Source organism: Flavobacterium sp. (assembly GCF_021151785.1).
Lineage (GTDB): Bacteria > Bacteroidota > Bacteroidia > Flavobacteriales > Flavobacteriaceae > Flavobacterium.
In genome coordinates, this window is sequence record NZ_JAGKWP010000016.1 from 1 (window position 1) to 24,043 (window position 24,043).

Annotated in this window: 16 protein-coding genes; 7 read left to right on the forward strand and 9 right to left on the reverse strand. The window is 32.4% G+C overall.

Annotated features, from left to right (window positions below):
* From QZ824_RS02915 to QZ824_RS02925, 3 genes are all read left to right on the forward strand, one after another.
* A partial coding sequence (locus tag QZ824_RS02915; RefSeq protein WP_291274536.1) for a DUF983 domain-containing protein occupies nucleotides 1-368 on the forward strand: 368 nt, incomplete at its 5' end.
* An 82-nt stretch (nucleotides 369-450) separates the two neighbouring features.
* Nucleotides 451-1,374, forward strand: coding sequence for a PfkB family carbohydrate kinase (locus QZ824_RS02920; RefSeq protein ID WP_291274537.1), 924 nt, complete (start codon nucleotides 451-453; stop codon nucleotides 1,372-1,374).
* A gap of 76 nt (nucleotides 1,375-1,450) precedes the next feature.
* On the forward strand, nucleotides 1,451-3,349 hold the full coding sequence (locus QZ824_RS02925; RefSeq protein ID WP_291274538.1) for an amidophosphoribosyltransferase: 1,899 nt from the start codon (nucleotides 1,451-1,453) through the stop codon (nucleotides 3,347-3,349).
* A gap of 406 nt (nucleotides 3,350-3,755) precedes the next feature.
* On the opposite strand, the gene tyrS is transcribed toward QZ824_RS02925, so the two are convergent.
* The 4 genes from tyrS to QZ824_RS02945 all read right to left on the reverse strand — a co-directional run bounded on the left by tyrS (nucleotide 3,756) and on the right by QZ824_RS02945 (nucleotide 10,558).
* A complete protein-coding gene (gene tyrS / locus QZ824_RS02930; protein WP_291274539.1) occupies nucleotides 3,756-5,060 on the reverse strand; it encodes a tyrosine--tRNA ligase in 1,305 nt (434 codons plus the stop codon).
* Between the two features lies 1 nt (nucleotide 5,061).
* On the reverse strand, nucleotides 5,062-7,491 hold the full coding sequence (locus QZ824_RS02935; protein ID WP_291274540.1) for an MMPL family transporter: 2,430 nt from the start codon (nucleotides 7,489-7,491) through the stop codon (nucleotides 5,062-5,064).
* A gap of 121 nt (nucleotides 7,492-7,612) precedes the next feature.
* Entirely contained in the window at nucleotides 7,613-9,844 is a 2,232-nt protein-coding gene (locus QZ824_RS02940) for a DUF5686 family protein (RefSeq protein ID WP_291274541.1), read from the reverse strand.
* Between the two features lie 105 nt (nucleotides 9,845-9,949).
* Nucleotides 9,950-10,558, reverse strand: coding sequence for a superoxide dismutase (locus tag QZ824_RS02945; RefSeq protein WP_291274542.1), 609 nt, complete (start codon nucleotides 10,556-10,558; stop codon nucleotides 9,950-9,952).
* A 108-nt stretch (nucleotides 10,559-10,666) separates the two neighbouring features.
* Here QZ824_RS02945 and QZ824_RS02950 point away from each other — a divergent pair, with 108 nt between their 5' ends.
* The 4 genes from QZ824_RS02950 (at nucleotide 10,667) to QZ824_RS02965 (ending at nucleotide 19,441) form a co-directional block, all read left to right on the forward strand.
* Entirely contained in the window at nucleotides 10,667-13,816 is a 3,150-nt protein-coding gene (locus tag QZ824_RS02950; protein ID WP_291274543.1) for an exodeoxyribonuclease V subunit beta, read from the forward strand.
* 62 nt (nucleotides 13,817-13,878) lie between these two features.
* Entirely contained in the window at nucleotides 13,879-15,072 is a 1,194-nt protein-coding gene (gene kbl, locus QZ824_RS02955; RefSeq protein WP_291274544.1) for a glycine C-acetyltransferase, read from the forward strand.
* A 112-nt stretch (nucleotides 15,073-15,184) separates the two neighbouring features.
* The gene (locus tag QZ824_RS02960) at nucleotides 15,185-16,588 is read left to right on the forward strand and encodes an OmpA family protein (RefSeq protein WP_291274545.1); all 1,404 of its coding nucleotides are present in this window, start codon (nucleotides 15,185-15,187) and stop codon (nucleotides 16,586-16,588) included.
* A gap of 63 nt (nucleotides 16,589-16,651) precedes the next feature.
* Nucleotides 16,652-19,441 carry a PD-(D/E)XK nuclease family protein gene (locus QZ824_RS02965; RefSeq protein WP_291274546.1) on the forward strand — a complete coding sequence of 930 codons (2,790 nt, stop codon included), beginning with the start codon at nucleotides 16,652-16,654 and terminating at the stop codon, nucleotides 19,439-19,441.
* Between the two features lie 2 nt (nucleotides 19,442-19,443).
* Here the strand turns inward: QZ824_RS02965 and QZ824_RS02970 are convergent, their stop codons facing one another.
* From QZ824_RS02970 to QZ824_RS02990, 5 genes are all read right to left on the reverse strand, one after another.
* Nucleotides 19,444-20,226: an alpha/beta hydrolase gene (locus QZ824_RS02970; RefSeq protein ID WP_291274547.1), complete on the reverse strand. Its 783-nt coding sequence runs from the start codon at nucleotides 20,224-20,226 to the stop codon at nucleotides 19,444-19,446.
* A 100-nt stretch (nucleotides 20,227-20,326) separates the two neighbouring features.
* Nucleotides 20,327-21,619 carry an aminopeptidase P family protein gene (locus QZ824_RS02975; RefSeq protein ID WP_291274548.1) on the reverse strand — a complete coding sequence of 431 codons (1,293 nt, stop codon included), beginning with the start codon at nucleotides 21,617-21,619 and terminating at the stop codon, nucleotides 20,327-20,329.
* Nucleotides 21,620-21,693: 74 nt separating this feature from the next.
* Complete coding sequence (locus QZ824_RS02980) at nucleotides 21,694-22,218, reverse strand: Crp/Fnr family transcriptional regulator (RefSeq protein ID WP_291274549.1); 525 nt, start codon at nucleotides 22,216-22,218, stop codon at nucleotides 21,694-21,696.
* Nucleotides 22,219-22,343: 125 nt separating this feature from the next.
* Nucleotides 22,344-23,453 carry a T9SS type B sorting domain-containing protein gene (locus QZ824_RS02985; RefSeq protein ID WP_291274550.1) on the reverse strand — a complete coding sequence of 370 codons (1,110 nt, stop codon included), beginning with the start codon at nucleotides 23,451-23,453 and terminating at the stop codon, nucleotides 22,344-22,346.
* Between the two features lie 7 nt (nucleotides 23,454-23,460).
* On the reverse strand, nucleotides 23,461-24,039 hold the full coding sequence (locus QZ824_RS02990; RefSeq protein WP_291274551.1) for a hypothetical protein: 579 nt from the start codon (nucleotides 24,037-24,039) through the stop codon (nucleotides 23,461-23,463).
* Between the last annotated feature and the right edge of the window lie 4 nt (nucleotides 24,040-24,043).

Sequence of the window (24,043 nt, forward strand, 5' to 3'; positions counted from 1 at the left end):
AAATTATGTGGTTAACGATTAAAAATATTTTTACTAACAAGTGTCCAAATTGTACTAGAGGTCTTGTTTTTGCTGATAAAAGTTTTTATTTCAGTATGGGTTTTCCTAAAATGAATAAAGCTTGTTCAAATTGTGGATTCACTTTTGAAAAAGAGCCAGGGTTTTTCTTTGGTGCTATGTTTGTCAGTTATGCTATAGGAGTGGGAGAAGCATTGATTACTTATTTTTTAACTCGTCCTTTTTTTGAAAAAACGTTCGACTTAAAAATTTTCCCTATAATAATGGTCGTTTTACTTCTTTTAACGGCCTTCAACATTAGACTGTCAAGAATGATTTGGATTTATATTTTCAAGAATTATAAAAGTTAGTGTTCTTCTATTTTGAGCTTTTAATTCTTTGCAACTCTGCAACTAAAGTAGTATCTTTGCCGCCTATTTTAAAATAAAGTAAATGAGCAAGTTATTAATTGTAGGAACGGTAGCTTTTGATGCTATAGAAACCCCTTTTGGAAAAACAGATAAAATTTTAGGTGGAGCAGGAACGTTTATTGGATTATCCGCTTCTTTCTTTAATGTGAAATCGGCTATTGTATCTGTTGTGGGTGAAGATTTCCCTCAAGAATATTTAGATTTATTAACAAATAAAAATATTAATATCGATGGTATTGAAGTAGTTCCAGGTGGAAAAACATTTTTTTGGAGTGGACGTTACCATAATGATATGAACTCTCGCGATACATTAGCTACAGAATTAAATGTATTAGCTGATTTTAAACCCGTAGTTCCATCAGAATTTCAAGATGCTGAAATTGTAATGTTAGGTAACTTACACCCATTAGTTCAATCAAGTGTATTGGATCAATTAACGGCTAAGCCTAAATTAGTGGTTTTAGATACGATGAATTTTTGGATGGATTGTGCTTTGCCTGAATTACTAGATGTTATGAAGCGTGTTGATGTAATTACCATCAATGACGAAGAAGCACGTCAGTTATCTGGTGAGTATTCATTGGTTAAAGCTGCCGCTAAGATTCATACCATGGGACCTAAATATGTGGTAATCAAAAAAGGAGAGCATGGTGCTTTATTGTTCCATAATAAAGATGTGTTCTTTGCTCCAGCATTACCATTAGAGGAAGTGTTTGATCCAACAGGAGCAGGGGATACCTTCGCAGGAGGATTCTCTGGTTATATTGCACAATCAGGAGATACTTCTTTTGAGAATATGAAAAACGCGATTATTCACGGTTCTAATTTAGCTTCATTCTGTGTAGAGAAGTTCGGAACAGAGCGAATGGTTGCTTTAGATAAAGAACAGGTCTTAAACCGCCTTCAACAGTTCAAGGCTTTAACACAATTTGAAATTACATTATAAAATACGCCCCGATTTATCGGGGCTTTTTTGTACTTTTGCATTACACAATAACTACAACAAACAACACACTACAACAATGAGCGACGCTATTAAACACGAATGTGGAATTGCTTTATTACGATTATTAAAACCTTTAGAATACTATAAGGAAAAATACGGAACCGCTTTTTATGGAGTACAAAAAATGTACTTATTAATGGAAAAGCAACACAATAGAGGGCAAGATGGTGCAGGTTTTGCTAGCATCAAAATGGATGTAAAGCCAGGAGAACGTTATATCAGTCGTGTGCGTTCAAATCAATCTCAACCCATACAAGATGTCTTTGCTCAAATTAATCAACGTATTAACGAAGAGTTGATTAAACATCCTGAATACCAAGATGATGTTGCACTTCAAAAAGCAAACATTCCTTATATTGGAGAGTTATTCTTGGGCCATGTACGCTATGGAACTTTTGGTAAGAATAGCATCGAGAGTGTTCATCCTTTTCTTCGTCAAAATAATTGGATGCACCGCAATTTAATTGTGGCAGGAAACTTCAATATGACCAATGTTAAAGAATTGTTTCAAGATTTAGTTGAAGTAGGGCAACATCCAAAAGAAATGGCAGATACGGTAACTGTCATGGAAAAAATTGGACATTTTCTAGACGATGAAGTCACTAATTTATATTTAGAATGTAAGAATGAAGGACTTTCAAAGCAAGAAGCTTCTCCTATTATTGCTCAACGATTAAATATTGCTCGTATTTTAAAAAGAGCGTCTAAAAATTGGGATGGAGGTTATGCTATGGCCGGATTATTAGGTCATGGGGATGCTTTTGTGGTTCGTGATCCAGCGGGAATTCGTCCAGCTTATTATTATCAAGATGATGAAATTGTTGTAGTGGCATCTGAACGACCAGTAATTCAAACAGTATTTAATGTCTCTTTTGAAAGCGTTAAAGAACTAGAGGCGGGTGATGCTATCATTGTTAAGAAAAATGGACAAGTTTCTTTTGAGAATATTAGAGAAAGCTTAACTAAAAAGGCTTGTTCTTTTGAGCGTATTTATTTTTCAAGAGGAAGTGACGCTGAAATTTATCAGGAGCGAAAAGATTTAGGAAGATTTATTTTTCCTAGTGTTTTAAAAGAAATAGATAATGATATTTTAAACACGGTTTTCTCCTACATTCCAAATACTGCTGAAACTTCATTTTATGGTTTATCAGAAGCAGCACAAAAATATTTAGATGAGCAGAAGGTAAAAACTATTATTAAGCAAAGAAATGTTTTAGATGAAGCTGGTTTAAATGCTATTTTGGCTGAAAAAGTGCGTACTGAAAAAATAGCTATTAAGGATGTTAAACTGCGAACATTTATTACGGAAGACAGTAGTAGAGATGATTTAGTTTCTCATGTTTATGATGTTACGTATGGAGTGGTGAAGCCAACAGATAATTTAGTAATTATTGATGATAGTATTGTTCGTGGAACGACTTTGAAAAAAAGTATTATAAAGATTTTAGATCGTTTGCAACCAAAGAAAATTGTTATTGTTTCTTCAGCACCTCAAATTCGTTATCCTGATTGTTATGGAATAGATATGAGTACGCTTGATGGGTTCATTGCGTTTAGAGCCGCTTTAGAGCTATTAAAGGAAACCAATCAATACCACATTGTTGATGAGGTTTATGCTAAAGCAAAAGCTCAGCAAGGCGCCAAAGATATCGAGATTGTGAATTATGTAAAAGCCATTTATGCTCCTTTTACAGACGAACAAATTTCAGATAAAATGGCGCAAATGTTAACCTCCAAAGAAATTAAATCGGATATCAAGATTATTTTTCAAAAAGTTGAAGATTTACATAAGGCATGTCCAAAGAATTTAGGAGATTGGTATTTTACAGGAGATTATCCTACACCTGGAGGTAATCGAGTTGTTAATACAGCATTTATAAACTTTTATGAAGGAAATGACACAAGAGCTTATTGATTTGTTGCAATTCAACGATTATTTTGGTAAAACATCAATTTTTTAACATTTTTTGAAAAAACAGTTATACTTTAGTTCTACCAGAAAATTAGTAGGTTAAGTTTTATGGTAGATTTGGGGCAAAAAGGGTGAGCGTAAGTTCACCTTTTTTATTATGTTAAAGTTATAAACTACCTTTTTTTGCAGTTCAACGATTTTTTTTGTTACACATCAATTTTTTAACATTTTTTGAGATAACAGTCATATATTAGTGATACCAGAAAATTAGTAGGTTAAGTTTTATGGTAGATTTGGGGCAAAAAGGGTGGGCGTGAGTTCACCTTTTTTATTATTTATCTAGTTAATTTGAAAATAAAAAACCACGTTTTATTTTAAACGTGGTTTTTTATGTTTGTAAACTTAATCTTTATACTGCTTTTAATAAGTAATAGTTCTTTTTCCCTTTTTGAAGTAAAACATATTTACCATTTATTAAGTCTGTACAAGTAATTAAGTAGTCTTCCTTAACTTTTGCTTTATTTACAGAAACTGCATTTTCTTTCAATGCTCTTCTAGTTTCATTTCCTGAGGCTAAAAATTCGTTCTTTACAAATGCGTCTACAATTGAATAACCTGCTTCAATTTCATTTAATGCAATTTCGGCTTGAGGGACACCTTCAAAAACAGCTAAAAAAGTTTGCTCATTTAAAGATTTTAGGTCTTCAGCGGATGAATTTCCGAATAAAATATTTGATGCTTTAATAGCATTTTCTAATTCCTCTTTACCATGAATCATGGTTGTTAATTCCTCTGCTAGTTTCTTTTGTAATAAGCGAGTGTGAGGCGCTTCTTGATGTTGTGCTATTAAATTTTCAATTTCTTCTTTTTCTAAAAAGGTGAATATTTTAATGTATTTTTCTGCATCAACATCGGTCGTATTTAACCAAAATTGGTAAAATTCATAGGCAGAAGTTTTATCTCCATCTAACCAAATATTTCCTTTTTCAGATTTACCAAATTTTGAACCATCTGCTTTTGTAATTAAAGGACAAGTCATAGCATAAGCTTTTCCTTCATCCTCCGTATCAACACTCATTCTTCTTATCAATTCAGTACCAGTAGTAATATTTCCCCATTGGTCACTTCCACCCATTTGCAACAAACAATTATGGTTTTTGTATAAATGGTAGAAATCATATCCTTGAATCAATTGGTAAGTAAATTCAGTGAAACTCATCCCTTCTCCTGCTTCTCCTGTTAAACGCTTTTTAACAGAATCTTTACTCATCATGTAGTTTACAGTGATTCTTTTGCCTACATCACGAGCAAAATTGATAAAAGAAAAATCTTTCATCCAATCATAATTGTTTACTAAAACAGGTGCTTGTGCATCAGTAGCATCGAAATCTAAAAAACGAGATAATACTCTTTTGATTCCTTCCACATTTTTTGCTAATGTAGCTTCATCTAATAAATTTCTTTCATTAGATTTTCCTGAAGGATCACCTATCATTCCTGTTGCACCTCCCACTAAAGCATAAGGCTTGTGGCCAAATCTTCTTAAGTGCATTAAAATAATAATAGGTACTAAACTTCCAATGTGTAATGAATCTGAAGTTGGATCAAATCCAATATAGGCCGAAGTAGGTTCTTTTAACAATTGCTCTTCCGTTCCAGGCATGATGTCATGAACCAGCCCTCTCCATTGTAATTCGGCTACTAAATTTTTCATTTTAATCTTGTTTATTTTTTTGTTCTATTTCTTCTTCTATTTCATCGTCAGATACTACAATGTCTAACGTTGGTTCTTTCATTTCTTGTTGGTTTGCCAGAGTTCGATTTAAAGAAAGTACTAAGCTAGGTAATAAAATTAAATTAGTAAGCATTCCAAACAATAAAGTGATGGAAACTAAACCTCCTAAAGCTACTGTTCCTCCAAAATCTGACAACGTAAATACAAAAAATCCACATAATAAAACTATAGAAGTGTAGAACATACTTGGTCCTTCTTCTTCTAATGTTTTGAAAATAGATTTCTTAATTTTCCAATTGTTTATTTTTAATTCCTGTCTATATTGTGCTAGGAATCTAATGGTGTCATCAACTGATAATCCAAAGGCAATTCCAAATACCAAAATGGTTGACGGTTTGATAGGAATGTTTAAATATCCCATTAATCCTGCCGTACATAAAAGTGGTAACAAGTTTGGAATGAGTGCAACAAAAATCATTTTAACAGATCGGAATAAAAAGAAGATTAATCCAGCTGTTAATAATACAGCAAAAATTAACGATTCAATTAAATTGTCCAATAAATAACTGGTTCCTTTTTGGAATAAAAGGGCTTTACCAGTAATAGCAACCGTATAGCGGTCTTCTGGGAAGAGTTCTTTTATTTTTTCATTTAATTTTTTCTCGACTTCTACCATTTCATCTGTGCCAACTTCTTTCATAAAAGTAGAAATACGAGCGTATCGACCTGTTTTATCCACATAGCTTTTTAATGGATTTTCTTTGCCATCTTTTGCAGAATTTTTTAAGTAAGGTAATATGAAAGCTTGTTCTTGAGAATTAGGCAACTCATAAAATTCTGGATTCCCGTTGTAATAAGCTTGTTTAGCATATTTGACTAAGTTGACAATAGAAACAGGTTTTGATAATTGCGGAATTTCTTCAATTTCTTTTTGCAATTCATCCATTTTCTTTAACGTAGACATTTTCATCACGCCTTTTTTGCGTTTTGTATCAATCATAATTTCTACGGGAAGTACACCATTAAATTCTTTTTCAAAAAAGCGAATATCTTCAAAGAAAGGTTGGTTTTTAGGCATGTCTTCCAAAACACTACCTGATATTTTCATTTTGTAAACACCTATGATTCCTGCAATTAAGAGCGTTAAAGCAACGGCATAAACACGAACATTGTGGAATTTAACTTGGTTGATGATCCAATTTCTGAATCCAACTAAATAACTTCTTTCCAAATGCTCTAAGTGTTTGTCTTTAGGAATAGGTAAAAAACTAAAGAAAATTGGAATTACAAACAAACTCAATATAAACAATGCCATAATGTTTAATGAGGTTACTACTCCAAACTCGGATAACAATTGGTTGTTAGTTATAATAAATGTCGCAAATCCAACAGCAGTTGTAACATTTGTTATGAATGTAGCTGTTCCTACTTTGGTTAAAACACGCTGTAATGCTTTAGCTCTATTGCCATGTGCTCTGGCTTCCTGATGATATTTGTTGGTTAGGAAAATACAGTTTGGAATTCCAATAATAACTATTAAAGAAGGAACTAAAGCGGTTAATACTGTAATTTCATAACGCAATAATCCTAACAAACCAAAAGACCACATTACACCAATAATTACCACAAAAATTGCCATTAAAGTGGTTCTGAATGATCGGAAAAAGAAATAGAAAATCAGTGAGGTAACCAATAAGGTTGCCCCAATAAACAATCCAATTTCACTAATAATAGCAGTAGCATTTAAGGTTCGAATATAAGGCATACCCGAAACTCGAATGTCAACGTTGGTTTTATCTTTAAACTTTTTGATCTCAGGAATTAATTTTTCTAGTACAAAATCTTTCCTAATTTTAGTATTAACGATGTTTTTGTTCAAGTAGATAACACTTCTAACAACGCCACTTTTTTTATTGAATAACAAACTTTCATAAAAAGGAAGGTCGTTTATGAGTTCTTTTCTTTTGTCTTGTAAATAATTAACTTCGTTTAATTTGTTTTGATCGATGAAGGGTTTTAATTCAAATGCTTGTGTAGCATCATTTTTAACTAGTTGTTTCAATTCTTTGAATGAAATGACAAAATCAACTTCTTTTTTGTTTTGTTGAATGTTTTGCATCATTTCGCTCCAAGCCTTGAAATTTTCGGGTTTGAAAACTTCATCACTTTTTACTGCAAACACAATTAAATTTGCCTCTTCACCAAACTTCTTTAAAAAATTAGTGTAAGCAATGTTGTCTTTATGATCGTCAGGTAGTAAATTAGCTTCAGTTTGAGTAAAGCGAATATATTTCCATTGCATTCCCATAAATACAGTGAATGCTGCAATCATTAAAATGACTAATAATCTATTTCTGAGTAAAAATCGTGATATTAAAATCCAAAAACTGGTTGATAACCATTTCTTCATTTCCAAGCATTTAATTCTTTTATCTCGGATAAAAGTGTTAAAAAATAAGGTGCAAAGATACTAATAAATGTTCTATAATCACTTAATTTTCTTCTATTAGCAATGAATAAATAGGATATGATTATAGACCTAAATTCAAAGTAAACGAAATCTTTATAGCTAAGTTATCTTCCCATCGAGTTAATTGATAAGGCCCGTAGCGATAATAGGATGAAATTCCAAAACCTTTAAAAATATTTTGAATTTCTAAACCACTTTCAAAAAAACCTTTTTCCATGGTTTTGAAAGTAATTCCCGAATGGTATTCTGGATGTGTTAAATTGCCAAAAGCAGCTTTTGAAGCTAATATAAAGATGGGTTTAATGCTTTTAGAAATAACAATTTTGTGAAACTGATGTTTGAGTTGTAAAAACGTGTAACGATCAGAGTAAAATTCATTAAAGAACATGGTTTCAAACGATGTTTTACTCGCAAAAGTGATGCGTTTTAAAAGATTGTTTTTATCTAAATTATTTGGTGCTACACTATATAAATGTGATAAAGGGGTTTGGCCAAAGCTGATGCCAGATTGCCATAATAAAGTTGTTTTGTGACCAGACAAGTATTTTTTTTCAAATTGAATTCGCGTGTCGATTTTAGTAAAATTTAAATTGCTTTCTAAGACATTTGGTAAAGCTTGTGTCAATTCAATTAAAAATTTAGGATAATTTTTTTCTACTTCTAGTATGTTTTGCGGTGATTGTAAAAATATACTATAAGGAGACCATTCTAAACTCAAACTGGCAAGTGTTACATTGTACAGTTCAACAGATTGTCCATTAGGTTGAAAAATATAATCAAATAAAGGATTTATTCTTGATTTTGCTACATTTAAAATAGCCTCCACTTGAGGAATTATTTTGGATTCAAAGTTTAAACTATAGGTTTGATGACTGTAAAAGGTAGAGATATTAAACGGACGAGGATCATAGAGTTTAAATTTTTTATTATCGGCTAGTAAGGTAAGGTCGGCAAATTCAGTGATGTCATCTGTGAATGATCCAGAAACCCAAGTATCCGTTTTTTTAGATATTCTAAAGCCAGAACCTATTTGGCTTTTGAAAACACCGTCTTTTGTTCCATAAGCACCATAACCAAAAAGTTTAAACCAATTGGAAAAACGGTCATTTGTAGCGAAACCTAAACCTACTCTAAATCCTTCTTGATTATTGTATTTGAATAAATGTCGGGCTTGAAGGTCAATAAATCCAAATGGAATTTGACCATTGATTATTTTTTTTCCAAAATAAATTTTTTTTTCAATACGTTCAGTTGTTACTAAACTGTCAAGAGATTTATAAGTGTTTCCCGAACGTGAATCTATCGAGTCTTTTTCGAAGAAAGTCAAAAAAAGGGCTTGATTATTTAATGCATTTTTATCAATCTGAATTTGGTAAGGCTGCTTTTTCGAGATTTTTTCAAAATTATAATTTAAAAATTTTCGAGTAATTTTTAAATATAAATCTTGTGTGTAGTCATATTTTTGATTGGATGCTTTTTGAGCATCATCAAAGCGAATGGAGGAGCCAAGGATATCAATATTGTGTTTGTGATTGCCCTTTGTTACTAGTAAATTTTGTGAAACTGGATACTCTTTTTTAGCATTTTTACATCTTTCAAAATAAGTTTCCGTTTGAAGATTTATAATTCCTTTTATAATGAAAACAGCTTTTTGAATGGCAAAAGTATGTTTGTTAACGATGTAAAATCCAGTAACTTTATTTTTTCTGAATAATGAAGTACTATTGAAATTTAATTTAACTAACTCAGAATTTGCTGATTGATATTTTGAATCTAGGTAAAAATTATATTTTGAATTTCCATTAACACTTAATGGGTTTTTAATATTAAAAGTCAAAAATTTTAAAACATCTGCATTGAAATTTGTTGGCATAAATTCCTGACCCATTAATTCATATATGGGTTGTTTCAATCCTGCCATTTTTATACTTAAAATCTCTTCGCGTTTTTGTTTGTTTTTAATGGAAACATCTGCTACTTTTTCTAGTTGATATAAATGTTGTTTGGCAATTAGGCGTTTGAATTTATAACTAGAAGAGTCAATAGAAAATTTATTCTTTTTCTTGTTTTTATAAATAGTGTCAACTACCGCAGAAATAGAATCGGGTTCAGCAGATACAATTGTTTTTTCATAATAGGAATAATTGTGGTCTGTTACTAAAGAGCGGTTGTTGTTTTGAACTCTGACTAGGTTTTGAATTAATTTTATTGTTAACTCATCTGAAGATGCGGTTTTTTTTTGGGCAAATATCCCAAAACTCAAAAAAAAGAAAATAACCGATAAAAACTTCATTTCAGTTCGCGAATAAATAACAAAGATACAGTTTCGAATTCAATAAATGACAAAAAAAGCCGCTCTTGTATGGAGCGACTTTTTGATTCAAATAGGATAAAATTTTTATTTTTCAGTAGCATATCTTCTAGCCACTTCTGTCCAATTAATTACATTGAAAAAAGCGTCAATATAATCAGGTCTTCTATTTTGATAATGTAAATAATATGCATGTTCCCAAACGTCTAATCCTAAAACAGGTGTTCCTTCACAAGCAATTCCAGGCATTAAAGGAGAGTCTTGATTAGCTGTGCTACACACTTCTAATTTTCCACCTTTATGTACGCACAACCATGCCCATCCTGAGCCAAATCGAGTAGCCGCAGCTTTAGCAAATTCTGCTTTAAAAGCTTCAAACGAACCAAAATCTCTTTCAATAGCATCGGCCAATTCCCCAGTTGGTTGTCCACCTCCATTTGGAGACATAACTGTCCAAAACAAATTATGATTGTAGAAACCACCGCCATTGTTTCTAACAGCCATATTGTTCATATCTAAATTAATTAAGATATTTTCAATGGTTTTCCCTTCTAAATCTGTTCCTTGAATAGCAGCATTTAAGTTGGTAGTATAGGCATTATGGTGTTTTGTGTGGTGAATTTCCATGGTTCTAGCGTCCACATGTGGTTCTAATGCATCATATGCATACGGTAATTTTGGTAATTCAAAAGCCATGATATTTTAAATTTAAAATGATTAATTATTTTTTTCAAATTTATAAATTTAACTTTGGAAATAAAAATAGAAACTTCTTATAGTTTCATTATAAAAAGAAATCAGCGTATGAGTTTTAAGGTTTACAACGCTTCTGCTGGGTCTGGCAAGACCTATACATTAACCAAAGAATACTTGAAAATTTTATTTCAAGCCCCAAGCCAAGATAAATACCGAAGAATTTTAGCCATTACTTTTACTAATAAAGCAGTGGAAGAAATGAAATCAAGAATCGTAGACAACCTGATTGCTTTTTCACAAGACGAAGTGAGTAGTAAGACCGACGCATTTATGAAGGAAATTGCTGATGAAATAGGTACTGATATAGTCTCGCTCAAAGAAAAAGCAAAGCAAATATTGAAATCAATCATACATAATTATGCTGCTTTTGATATTTCTACTATAGATAAATTTACGCATCGAATTATACGAACTTTTTCTCATGATTTAAATTTGCCTACAAATTTTGATGTGACATTAGAAACCGATGCATTGCTTCGAAATGCTATAGATACCGTAATTGCTAAAGCAGGTGAAGAGGTAGAATTAACACAAGTATTAGTTAATTTTGCTAAATCTAAAATAGATGATGATAAAAATTGGGATGTCACCCAAGATTTATATGAAGTGTGTAAACTTATTTTAGTAGAGGAACATTTTTTTAGATTTAATCAACTTCAAGATATAAGTGTAGCTGATTTTGGTAAAATAGCAGAACAAATAGCAGTTAAAATAAAAGCAAATAAAGAGGAAATTAAAGCTTTTTCACTTCAAATTATTACAGATTTTGAAACACATTCAATAACAGAATCTGATTTTTCAAGAGGAACGTTTTACCGTCATGTTTTAAATATTTTTAATGCTAATGATAAAGCATATGATTACAATTATGTTGCTGATCGTGAGATAGAAATACCTGCAAAATCAAAAAACAGAAATGATATTGAACGGTTAAGTTCAAAATGGAAAATTTTGTTGGCTCAAGTTTATGCTCTACATAATGATAATGATTTGTATGAATTAGTTGTTAGTAATTTGGTTCCTTTATCATTGATTCACACAGTATATAAAGAATATAAACAGTTGCAAGAAGATCAAAATGTGTTATCTATTTCTGATTTTAACACGTTGATTCATAACGAAATAAAAGACCAGCCTGCTCCGTTTATTTATGAGCGTTTAGGTGATCGATACCGTCATTATTTTATTGATGAGTTCCAAGATACCTCTGAAATGCAATGGCAAAATTTTATTCCACTTATTGACAATGCCTTGGCTAGTGAAGATTTGGATGGGACTCAAGGTACTTTAATGATTGTTGGCGATCCAAAACAATCTATATACAGGTGGAGAGGCGGGAAGGCCGAACAATTTATTAGATTGAGTGGAGAGGAAAATCCGTTTTCAAATAAAGTTAAAGACGTTAAAAATTTAGATACTAATTACAGGAGTTATTCTCAAATTATCGAATTTAACAACGATTTTTTCCAGCACCTTGCACACGAGTTTTCCAATGAAGATTATTTTAAATTATATCAAGAAACGGCGACACAAAAAACAAATTCAAAAAAAGGAGGCTTTGTTTCTATACAATTTTTAGAAGACGATGTAGCTGTTGAAGATGATTTTGAAGAGGAAGACGGCATTTCTGAAAAAGATAAAAAACATTTGATTAAAACATTTGAAATTATTCAGCAAGTAAAAGGTAGAGGTTTTGATTATAATGATATCGTGTTGCTTACACGTAAAACCAAGCAAGGAATTTTGTTGGCCAACTATCTTACAGAGAAAAATATTCCGATTTTATCCTCTGAAACCTTGTTGATTCAAAATGCATCTGAAGTAAAATTTATTATTCATTTTTTAACTTATTTAGATAGTCATTTTAATCAAGAATCAAAAATAAATTGGTTGTATTTTGTGGCTAAACAGACTGTTAAGCCCGAGGCTATTCATGATTTTATTGAACAAGCTAAGGATTTGACTGAGCAAGAATTAGAACAGTTTTTATTGCAATACAACTATTCTATTTCATTTGCTGATTCTAGAAAAAAGGCATTATACGAAGCTGTAGAACAAATTATAGCAACATTTTTACCCCAACAAACCAATGTTTCTTATGTGCAATATTTTTTAGATTTGGTATTAGAACGAGATATGAAATACCAGTCTAGCACTTCTGATTTTCTTGAATACTGGGAGCGTGTAGGTTTCAAACAAAGTATTCCATCTCCAGAAGGGGAGCAAGCGGTTCGAATAATGACTATTCACAAGTCGAAAGGATTAGAGTTTCCTGTGGTTATTTATCCTTTTGCTGATGACAGTACCCGTCCGATTGATCCAAAAGTTTGGATTTCTATTGAAGAAAAAGAGGTTGGTTTAACACAAGCTTTGGTAAAAAAATCGAAGAAATTAGAAACAATAAATGAGGATACAAAAGAGGTGTTTGAAAGCAAATCACAAGAGGAACTGTTAGATATGATTAACGTTATTTATGTGGCCTTGACTCGTGCAGAGGAACAATTATATGTGCTTTCTAGTTTTAAAATTACATCAAAAGGTTTGCTAAGTAGTCAACAAACAGTAGGAACCTATTTTACAAACTACTTGCAAAGTAAAGGGTGTTTTGATGTGAACCAAAGAACATATGATTTTGGTAGTCCTCAACGTATATCTTTACCCGAAGAATTTCAACACAATCAGAAAACGATAGAAACTGTTAAAAAACGATTAGATTTTTCAGCAATTAAAATCGCTAAAAAAGAAGCGTTAATGTGGGGAACAACTCAGCAAGAGGCTATTGCATTTGGTAATATTGTTCATGAATTATTAGCTTTAATTCAGCATAGATCAGATGTCGCACTTGCATTACAAAAAGGAGTTGAAAATGGCTTGTTTTTGAATTCACAAAAAGAGCGATTTAGTACCATGATTAATCAAATTATAAATCACCCAGAGTTAGTCGATTTTTTTCATGATGACGCCCAGGTGTTTAATGAGCAACACATTATCGCGCCAAACGAATTTAATGTCAAACCCGACCGAGTGGTAATTAAAAACAATACGGCTTTTATATTGGATTATAAAACAGGTGAACATCAACCCAAGTATGAAAAACAAATTCAAAATTATGCTAGAATCATTGAGCAAATGAAGTATAACGTCTCTAAAAAAATACTTTTATATATAGGAGATGAATTAAAACTTATACATTTGTAATGCAAAAATCATTTTTTGGGTACAATAAACGAATAAATAAAAAAAATTTCAATCGACACAGCATGTACGGAAAAATTCAACAACATTTACAAAACGAGTTAAACACCATTGAAACCAATGGTTTATTCAAAAGAGAACGCATTATTACATCACCACAAGGAGCAGAAATTACGGTAAACGGTAAAACAGTTCTCAATTTTTGTGCTAATAATTATTTAGGATTATCATCGCATCCAGAAGTGATACAAGCAGCAAAAGATGCTCTAGATTCACACGGTTTTGGTATGTCATCAGTTCGTTTTATTTGCGGCACACAAGACATTCACAAACAGTTAGAAAAAGAAATTGCCGATTTTTATGGCACAGAAGATACTATTTTATATGCAGCCGCTTTCGATGCAAATGGCGGTGTTTTTGAGCCTTTGTTAGGTGAGGAAGACTGTATAATATCAGACAGTTTAAATCATGCTTCTATAATAGATGGAGTAAGGTTGTGTAAAGCAGCTAGATACCGTTATGAAAACAACAATATGGAAGATCTCGAAGCGCAATTAAAAAAAGCAAGTGAAGCAGGACATCGATTCAAATTAATTGTAACAGATGGCGTTTTTTCAATGGATGGATTGGTGGCACCATTAGATAAAATTTGTGATTTGGCAGATCAATATGATGCCTTGGTTATGGTTGATGAATGTCATGCGGCTGGATTTATTGGTAAAACAGGTAAAGGAACATTAGAGGCTAAAGGAGTTATGGGTCGTGTAGATATTATTACAGGAACCTTAGGAAAGGCACTTGGAGGAGCAATGGGGGGTTATACCACAGCAAAAAAAGAAATTATTGAAATATTGCGTCAGCGTTCAAGACCTTATTTGTTTTCTAATTCATTATCTCCTGCTATTGTAGGTGCATCTCTAAAAGTTTTTGAGTTATTAAAGAAAGATTATTCTTTAAGAGATCAATTAGAGTGGAATACTAATTATTTCAAGGAAGGAATGAAAAAAGCTGGTTTCGATATTATTGATGGGGATTCGGCTATTGTACCTGTAATGTTGTATGATGCTAAACTATCACAAGTAATGGCTGATGAATTGTTAAATGAAGGCATTTATGTAATTGGTTTCTTTTATCCCGTTGTGCCGAAAGATAAAGCTAGAATTCGAGTGCAATTGTCTGCTGCTCATACTCAAACACATTTGGATAAAGCAATTGAAGCATTCACTAATGTAGGAAAAAAATTGAACATAATTCAATAAAAATCGTTTAATTTACTACAAATAAGGAAAAAATGTACATTTGTTTTGCGGATTACAAAAAACATATTACTTTTGTTCTAATATAACGCATTGTAATTAAATTAATAAAAGTATGAAACATCTTAACAAACTATTTGCTGGAGCGTTATTATTAGCAGGATTTGCTGCTAATGCTCAAGACAGCACAAACCCATGGGCGGTATCATTTGGTGTTAATGCTGTTGACACTAAAGTTAGCGCTTCATCACCAGTAAAACAACAATTCTCAGAGTTTTTCAATGCACAAGATCATTGGAACATCGTTCCTTCAGTATCTTATGTTAATGTAACAAGAAACGTAGGGAATGGTTTTAATTTTGGTGTAACAGGATCTTTCAACAAAATTTCAAGATGGGTTGAAAAAGTTCCTGGAACATTAAATACTTATGATGTTGCTAATCCTGGGGATTTAAACTATTACGGAATCGATGGAGTTATTTCTTATAGCTTTATGGATTTATTAAAATCTAAATGGTTAGATCCATCAGCTCACGTTGGAGGTGGTTACACTTTCTTCGGAGATGCTTCAGCAGGAACTGTAAATGGAGGTTTAGGCTTAACTTTATGGTTTGCTAAAAATGTAGGTTTATCTTTTGCTTCTACTTACAAGCACTCGTTTGATGATACAAGAGTTGCTAACGTAGACGTTCCTACTCATATGTTCCACCAAGTAGGTCTTAAATTCAAATTTGGAGCTAAAGACACTGACAATGATGGAATTATCGACAAAGAAGATGCATGTCCAGATGTAGCAGGTTTACCTCAATTTAATGGTTGTCCTGACTCTGATTTAGACGGAATTCAAGATTCAGCTGACGCTTGTCCAACTGAAGCTGGTTTACCAGAATTAAACGGTTGTCCTGATAGAGACGCTGACGGTGTTGCTGATGGTGATGACGCTTGTCCAGATGACGCTGGTTTAAAAGTATTAAAAGGATGTCCTGATACTGACGGTGACGGTGTTGCTGATAAAGATGACAAATGTCCTACAGTTAAAGGAGAAAAAGCTAATGCTGGTTGTCCTTGGCCTGATACTGACGGTGACGGAGTTTTAGATAAAGACGATAAATGTCCTACTGTTAAAGGTACTGTAGCTAATAATGGTTGTCCTGAAGTATCTGATGATACTATGAAAAAATTAAATGATTACGCAAAAACGATCTTGTTTGATACAGGTAAAGCGTCTTTCCAAAAACAAACATTTGCTGTATTACAAGCTATGGTTGCTATCTTAAAAGAGTACCCTTCAGCTAAATTCCACTTAGAAGGTCATACAGATTCAGATGGTAAAGATACATTTAACTTACAGTTATCTAAAGAAAGAGCTGCAGCAGTTAGAACATTCTTAATTGAAAATGGTATCGGTGCTGACAGATTAACTTCTGAAGGTTACGGTGAAACTAAACCAGTTGCTTCTAATAAAACTAAAGCTGGTAAAGCTCAAAACAGAAGAGTTGAAGTGAAATTAGTAAAATAATTTTTACTCAAATTATAAGTGAAACGTCCCGATTTATCGGGACGTTTTTTTTATATTTATACCATGAATACAACGTTTCTAAGTCATATCGCTCAACAATTATTAGAAAAGCCAACGCATTTATTAGAACAGACTACCGTAGTTCTTCCTAATAAAAGGGCAAAACTTTTTCTAATTGAAGCCTTAAAGCAACAATCAACAACTACTTTTTTTGCTCCTTCAATTATTAGTATAGAAAGTTTAATTGAAACCATTTCAGGATTGAGAAGCCTAGATGCCATAGAGCTTTTATTTGAATTTTATTCTGTTTATTTGCAAACTACTCCTGAAGATAAACAACAAGATTTTGAACGTTTTTCTAATTGGGCTAAAACTTTATTACAAGACTTCAATGAAATTGATCGTTATTTAGTTGACCCTAATGATATCTTTTCTTATTTATTAGAAATTGAACGAATCAAACATTGGACACCAAATAAAGAGCAACAAACGGTGTTGATTGGACAGCAAATTGAATTTTGGAAACAAATGCCAGTCTTTTATCAAGCTTTTACTAATCACTTGCTGCAAAAGAAAATAGGGTATTCTGGTTTGATTTATAAACAAGCGGTTCAAAATAAGCATCATTTTATTACGCAGTTGGCAAATCAGCAATTTGTTTTTGCTGGTTTCAATGCTCTAAATAAAGCCGAAGAAATCATCATCCAATATTTATTGGAAGAACAAAAGGCTGAAGTTTATTGGGATATTGATCAAGTGTTCATGAATGACGATTACCATGATGCAGGTTATTTTTTAAGAAGAATTAAAAAGTCTTGGAAACACTTTCAACAAAGACCATTTAATTGGATTTTCGACGAGTTTTCAAAAGAAAAGAATATCGAGGTTATTAGTACACCCAAATCAATTGGCCAAGCAAAAATAGCGGGAAAAATTATAGAATCAATAGCAGAACAAACAGCAACACTAGAACAAACAGCCTTAGTACTTAGTGAAGAAAAATTACTTATTCCGGTTTTGAATGCATTACCAGAAACAGTAAAAAATCTTAATATTACAATGGGGTATTCAAGCGTGAATAATCCAGCTCAAATTCTTATTCATAAGTTGTTTAAACTTCATGTTAATGCATTTAAACGTAATAACAAACAAGGTATTTTCTACTATAAGGAGGTTCTTGAAATAATTAACAATCCATTAATTGAACCTTTGATTCAAGGTTTTGAGATGGTACAAAAAATTAAGAAATCAAACCTTACTTTTATTACAGCTTCTCGTTTAAGAGAATTATATGAAAACGCAAACCAACATAAAGCTTCTTCTATTTTTGAATTACTCTTCCAAAATTGGGATGTTTCTGTGACTGAAATTTTGTTGAAATTACAGCAAATCAATTTAAAAATAAAAGACTCTTTGCATAATGATAATGAACAAGATAAAATTACTAAAGCTTTTGTTTACTCGGTATATAAGGTTTTGATTCAAATTGGGAATTACCAAGAAAATTTCGGACGAATTACCTCTCTTGAAGGATTGTTTACTATATATAAGCAAGTAATTGATCAAGCAGAGGTGTCTTTTGAAGGCGAGCCTTTAATGGGATTACAAATTATGGGTATATTAGAAAGTAGAGTGTTGGATTTTGAAAATGTGATTGTAACTTCACTAAACGAAGGGAAATTACCTGCAGGTAAATCGGCGCAATCCTTTATTCCATATGATGTAAAAATAGAAAAGGGGTTGCCTACTTATAAAGAACGAGATGCCATTTTTACCTACCATTTTTACCGATTGTTACAACGTGCTAAAAATATTTATTTACTTTATAACAATTATTCTGAAGGATTAGATGCAGGGGAAAAAAGCCGTTTTTTGACACAATTAGATATTGAACATTTGCCTCAACATACTTATAAAAAAGTGGCCTATAATGCTTATTTACCAGATAAAGCCTATCAGCCTATTGAGATTGTAAAAACAGATAAAATTTTATCACGACTAAAAGAGATTGCTACTGACAAAGGTTTTTCGCCATCTTCTTTAACGAATTATTTACGTAATCCTATTCAGTTTTATTACCAGCGCATTTTAGGAGTTAAGGAAAATGAAGAAGTGGAAGAAAATGTTGCGGTTAATACATTGGGTACAATTATTCACGAAGTTTTGGAAAAAATGTACACACCTTTTATTGGGTCAACTGCCCCAATTTCTGTTGATGATATAAATCAAATGATGACACAAATTGAGGATTTTACAAAAGAAAAGTTTATAGAGATTTACAAAGAAGGCGAAATAAATAAAGGTAAAAATCTAATTGCTTTTGAAGTAGCTAAACGTAATATACAAAATTTTTTAGTCCTTGAGAAAGCTTCTATTGAAGCGGGTGATGAACTTTTTATTCTGTCGTTAGAAGCTAGTCATGAAACGGTTATTACGCATGAAAATTTACCTTATCCAGTAAAAATCGCTGGTAAAGTGGATCGTATTGAACGACGAAATAATTCTGTTCGTATTATCGATTATAAAACAGGAAAGGTTGTGGCTAATAATTTAAAAATCAACACTTTTGAAGGTTTGTCTCTTGATTTAAAACACGATAAGATTATTCAATTACTGTGCTATGCACTGATGTATGACAATAAACCATTACTAAACGATCCAATTGAGGTGGGAATTATTTCGTTTAAAAATATGAGAGCAGGTTTTATGCCCTTCGGATTTGGAAAGGGCAGAGGTGTAGTTTCACAAACCACAATAACTAAAGAAATTTTACAGCAATTTAAAGAAGAGTTAGTTGTCTTAATAGCCGAAATATTGAATGATCAATTATCGTTTAAAGAAAAACTACAATAGCATCATATTTTTTTTAAAAAGGCGACAATGGTCTTTTCTAATTCGAGTTTGTTTTCAAGATGGCTCATGTGGCCATCATTAAAACTTACTAACTCTACTTGTGTGCCATCGATTTGTTCTTTGTTTTCTTCATAATTAAGAACAGGGTCTTTTTTACCTAGAATTAAGAGTATAGGGTAAGGAGCAAAATGCAAGATTACTTCTCGATCTTTTCTTAATTTCATTCCTTCTTGGGCTGCAATTATTCCTTGGAGTGGTGTTTGCAATGCCTCGTTTCTAACCCATTCAATTTCTTCTACTAATCGTTCTCTATTTTCTTCACTGAATAAATTAGCAATAGACATTCTCACGGCTGCTACATAATTTTGCTTCACCGCTTTTATGGCTCTTGTTCGATTAAGGATACGTTCTTCACTATCTGCTCTTGAAGTTGAATTTAGTAAAACCAGAGCTTTCATCATATCCGGATACATTTCCGCAAAGGCTAATGCAACATATCCTCCCATGGAGTGTCCAACAAAAACCGCTTTTCTAATTTTTAATTCATGTAAAACATGATATACAGCATCTGCCATGTCTTCCATTGTGTGAACATAACCTAGGCTGTCTGATTGTCCATGGCCTAATAAATCTATACAAATTACACGATTTTTTTTAGTTAAAACAGGACCTAAATAATTCCACATTGTACTGTTCTCTAAAAAACCATGTAATAAAACAACAACAGTTCCTTTTCCTTGATCTGTATAAGCAATTGTGGTGTTTTTGTATAGTGTTTTTATCATACGACAAAAGTAAAATTAAGTTTATAAAAAAACAAAAACGACTCACTCAATTGTAAGTCGTTTTTATTGTCAAAATAGAATTAATAATTGAAGTTTTAAATTAACTATTCATAATTGATTCAATTTCATCTGCTTCAATCGGAATATTTTTCATCAAATTAAATGGAGTTCCAGAAGGTTGAATCACTACATCATCTTCTAAACGAATTCCAAATCCTTCTTCTGGTACATAAATTCCAGGTTCAACGGTGAAAACCATATTTGCTTGCATAGGTTCGTGTAACAAACCATAATCGTGAGTATCCAAACCTAAATGGTGCGAAGTTCCATGCATGAAATATTTTTTATATGCAGGCCAATCTGGGTTTTCATTTTGTATATCTGCTTGGTCTAACAAGCCTAATTTTAATAGTTCTGAAGTCATAATTTTACCTACTTCAACGTGGTATTCTTTCCAAAGTGTACCAGGAACTAACATTTTAGTAGCTTCATTTTTTACGTTTAGTACGGCATTGTAAACGGCTTTTTGACGGTCTGTAAAACGACCTGAAACAGGAATCATACGTGTTAAATCTGAGGAATAATTTGCATATTCTGCACCAACGTCTAATAAAACTAAATCTCCTGCTTGACAAACTTGATTGTTTTCAATGTAGTGTAATACATTAGCATTTTTTCCAGAGGCAATAATCGGAGTATATGCAAATCCTTTCGAACGATTACGTAAAAACTCATGCGCTAGTTCAGCCTCAATTTCATATTCTGTAACACCTGGTTTTACAAAGTTTAGTAATCTTCGAACTCCTTTTTCAGTTATATTACAAGCGGTTTGCATTAAGTCTAACTCAATAGGGTCTTTGATAGAACGTAAACGTTGTAAAATAGGATTTGATTTTTCTACTTTATGAGCAGGATATTCATTTTTCCACCATTTTATGAAACGATCTTCACGCGTCTCCGTTTCAACTGATGAGCGATAATGTTCATTTGTATTGATGTACATGGTATCTGCATACATCATTACTTCTTTCAACACTTTTTTAAAATCTTGTAACCAGTACACGGAGCGAATCCCTGAAACGTCAAAGGCACGTTCTTTAGTAAGTTTTTCTCCTTCCCATATAGCAATATGTTCATTGGTTTCTCTTAAAAAAAGTATTTCTTTCAAATGAGCGTAAGGCGCATCTGGAAATAATAGCAAAATACTTTCTTCTTGGTCAACTCCTGATAGGTAAAAAATATCTCGGTGTTGTGCAAACGGTAAGGTACTGTCTGCACTTACGGGGTAAATGTCGTTTGAATTAAACACAGCCACAGCATTAGGCTTCATTTGCGACATGAAGTTTTTTCTGTTCTTGATAAAAAGTTGACTGTTAATAGGTAAGTATTTCATGTTTGTTTGTTTTATAAAATTCAAATATAATAAGTTCAGTGGAAATGGAAAGTAGCCAAATGGCTTGAATTTGATCAGGTAATATTTCTACGAATGCGACTCATATGGCGGGTAGAAATGCCAAGAAAGGAAGCTAAGTAATGGAGAGGAACTTCATTTAATAATTTTGGTTCATTCTCTAAAAGTTTCAAATAGCGTTCTTCAGGCGTCAAGGCTAACAAATCAATACGGTAATCATCAATCAAACAGATTTGTTTTTCTATTAGTTTAAAATAAAAAGTTTGGAAAGCGGTGTTGAATTGCATTAAATCTTCAAATTCTTTTCGCGTTACCACCCAAATTTTACAATCATGTAAAGCTTTGATGTTTTTTCTTGAAGGAGTTTGGTTTAAAAAACTTTTTAATGAGGAAGTAAATGAATTTTTTAAAGATAAATAAGTGGTTTTCTCCTCTCCATTAATGGTAATGGCATGTTGAAGAATACCTTCTTCAATGAAACAAAAATAGGCACAAACAGCACCTTGTTTTACAAAAAAATCATTTTTTTTTAGTATAACAGGTTTAAAATGTGATTTTATTTCCTCAAAAGAAAGATGCATCTAGTTGATGATTAGACTGAATCATCAAAAATAGAAAGTATGATTTTAAAAATTCAAAAAACGTTGTTAATTTTTAATAATTCACCCATTAAGAGGCTTCATTTTGGTTAAAAATTAAAATATCCTTATCTAACCAGTGAAAAATGGGATTGATAACTATGCTTGTTATTTTTATCGTCTGTATAGTCAATTGTAAACCAATAATCTGTTGAAGGAACAGGCTGATTGTTGTATTGACCATTCCAATAAGATGTTTTGGGATTGAATTGGAATATTAATTTTCCATATCGATCAAATATTGAAATTTTCGCATTGAAATGAGAAGGTAACCCGATTACGTTCCAAGTGTCGTTAAATCCATCGTTGTTAGGTGTGAAGAAAGGTGGAAAATTAATAACATGTGCCACAAGTCTAGTTTCTCCACAAAAGTTTTTGTCTCTAACAATAACTTCATATTCTCCAGGTTCTTGAACTGTAAAATAAGGGGAGTCTTGAAAAGAACCATTGTTTAATGCATATTCATAATCCCCCGAACCATTATAGATAATGACGTGAATGGTTTGTGTTGCTTGAAATGGCTCATTAACTAATACACCAGCTATCGGTGCAGATGAGACTGAAATTGTGGTGCTTGTAGTTGTGGAACATCCGCTTGTTAATTGCGTGGCTGTGATAGAATAATTTCCTGGTGTGTTTACGGTTAAACTTGGCGTATTGTTGGCAAGAGCCGTACCATCATGAAACCATTCAAAATTATAATTTGTGCTCGAAAGTCCTGTGTTTATAGTTAATGGTTGGATAAATTGACCAGTTGTAGGATGAACACAAGCAATTTGATCTGTCAAATGAATTGTTGGTTTTGGATAGATCGTTATTTGTAAATTTTGAATACTAGTACATCCTTGACTGTTTGTTTCTACTACTTTTAATGTATAATTTCCAGAAGGAGTATTTAACCAATCAATTGTAATAGCATTAGTGGCAGGAGGAGAAGTCAACGAGATTACGCCTTGAAATTGCGAATTAGTTACCGCCCATTGATACGTTGATCCTGTTGTACCTGTTCCGCCATTTTCACTACCATCAACTACATAAGTATGTATGCTGCCCTGACAAATATTTTGTTGCGCATGTGCATAATGGATAGTAAAAATTGAACTAAAAATAACAATAAAGTATTTCACTAACTGATGACTAGTTAGTGAAATAGCTTTGTTATTTTTATAGTTTTGCATTATAAAACTAGTTAAATGTAATAGGAGAAGTAGTTGGTGTGGCAGGTTGTGGATTCACAGTAGTTGGTGTAGCAATACTTAAACATCCTGTTTGATTTTTAACAATAACCGTGTGGTTACTATTTGCTGCAATGTTAGGGAATGTTGTTGCTGTTTGCCAAGTAGCCCCATTGTCAATACTGTATTGGTATCCTGTACCTGTTGGACTTGTTACTTCAATAGTAGCTGTTGCTACAGCACATGTTGGTTGTGTTACGGTTGCAGCTGCAGTTGGAGTTGTAATAATGGAAACCGATACCGTTTGTGGTGTTCCTGGACATCCATTACTGTTCGTTTCAGTTACCGATACGGTATATGTACCCGTTGCAACCCCTGTCCAGTCAATCCCGATTGCATTTGTTCCATTTCCAGTAATAGTTCCAGCGGATGGAGAAACAGACCAAGCATAAGACGAACCCGTTGTGTTTGTAACAGAATAAGTAGTAGAAGTACAGCCTTGCCAAATCGTTTGTTGAGCTGTTGAAAAATTAAATCCTAAAAGCAATGTAGCTATTAAAACTAGTTTCTGAATTAAATTTGTTTTCATACGG

What these genes read in the sequence shown, in the direction of transcription:
- QZ824_RS02920 (WP_291274537.1), top strand. Translation starts at nt 451, where the DNA reads ATGAGCAAGTTATTAATTGTAGGAACGGTAGCTTTTGATGCTATAGAA.
- QZ824_RS02925 (WP_291274538.1), top strand. Translation starts at nt 1,451, where the DNA reads ATGAGCGACGCTATTAAACACGAATGTGGAATTGCTTTATTACGATTA.
- tyrS (WP_291274539.1), bottom strand. Translation starts at nt 5,060, where the DNA reads ATGAAAAATTTAGTAGCCGAATTACAATGGAGAGGGCTGGTTCATGAC.
- QZ824_RS02935 (WP_291274540.1), bottom strand. Translation starts at nt 7,491, where the DNA reads ATGAAGAAATGGTTATCAACCAGTTTTTGGATTTTAATATCACGATTT.
- QZ824_RS02940 (WP_291274541.1), bottom strand. Translation starts at nt 9,844, where the DNA reads ATGAAGTTTTTATCGGTTATTTTCTTTTTTTTGAGTTTTGGGATATTT.
- QZ824_RS02945 (WP_291274542.1), bottom strand. Translation starts at nt 10,558, where the DNA reads ATGGCTTTTGAATTACCAAAATTACCGTATGCATATGATGCATTAGAA.
- QZ824_RS02950 (WP_291274543.1), top strand. Translation starts at nt 10,667, where the DNA reads ATGAGTTTTAAGGTTTACAACGCTTCTGCTGGGTCTGGCAAGACCTAT.
- kbl (WP_291274544.1), top strand. Translation starts at nt 13,879, where the DNA reads ATGTACGGAAAAATTCAACAACATTTACAAAACGAGTTAAACACCATT.
- QZ824_RS02960 (WP_291274545.1), top strand. Translation starts at nt 15,185, where the DNA reads ATGAAACATCTTAACAAACTATTTGCTGGAGCGTTATTATTAGCAGGA.
- QZ824_RS02965 (WP_291274546.1), top strand. Translation starts at nt 16,652, where the DNA reads ATGAATACAACGTTTCTAAGTCATATCGCTCAACAATTATTAGAAAAG.
- QZ824_RS02970 (WP_291274547.1), bottom strand. Translation starts at nt 20,226, where the DNA reads ATGATAAAAACACTATACAAAAACACCACAATTGCTTATACAGATCAA.
- QZ824_RS02975 (WP_291274548.1), bottom strand. Translation starts at nt 21,619, where the DNA reads ATGAAATACTTACCTATTAACAGTCAACTTTTTATCAAGAACAGAAAA.
- QZ824_RS02980 (WP_291274549.1), bottom strand. Translation starts at nt 22,218, where the DNA reads ATGCATCTTTCTTTTGAGGAAATAAAATCACATTTTAAACCTGTTATA.
- QZ824_RS02985 (WP_291274550.1), bottom strand. Translation starts at nt 23,453, where the DNA reads ATGCAAAACTATAAAAATAACAAAGCTATTTCACTAACTAGTCATCAG.
- QZ824_RS02990 (WP_291274551.1), bottom strand. Translation starts at nt 24,039, where the DNA reads ATGAAAACAAATTTAATTCAGAAACTAGTTTTAATAGCTACATTGCTT.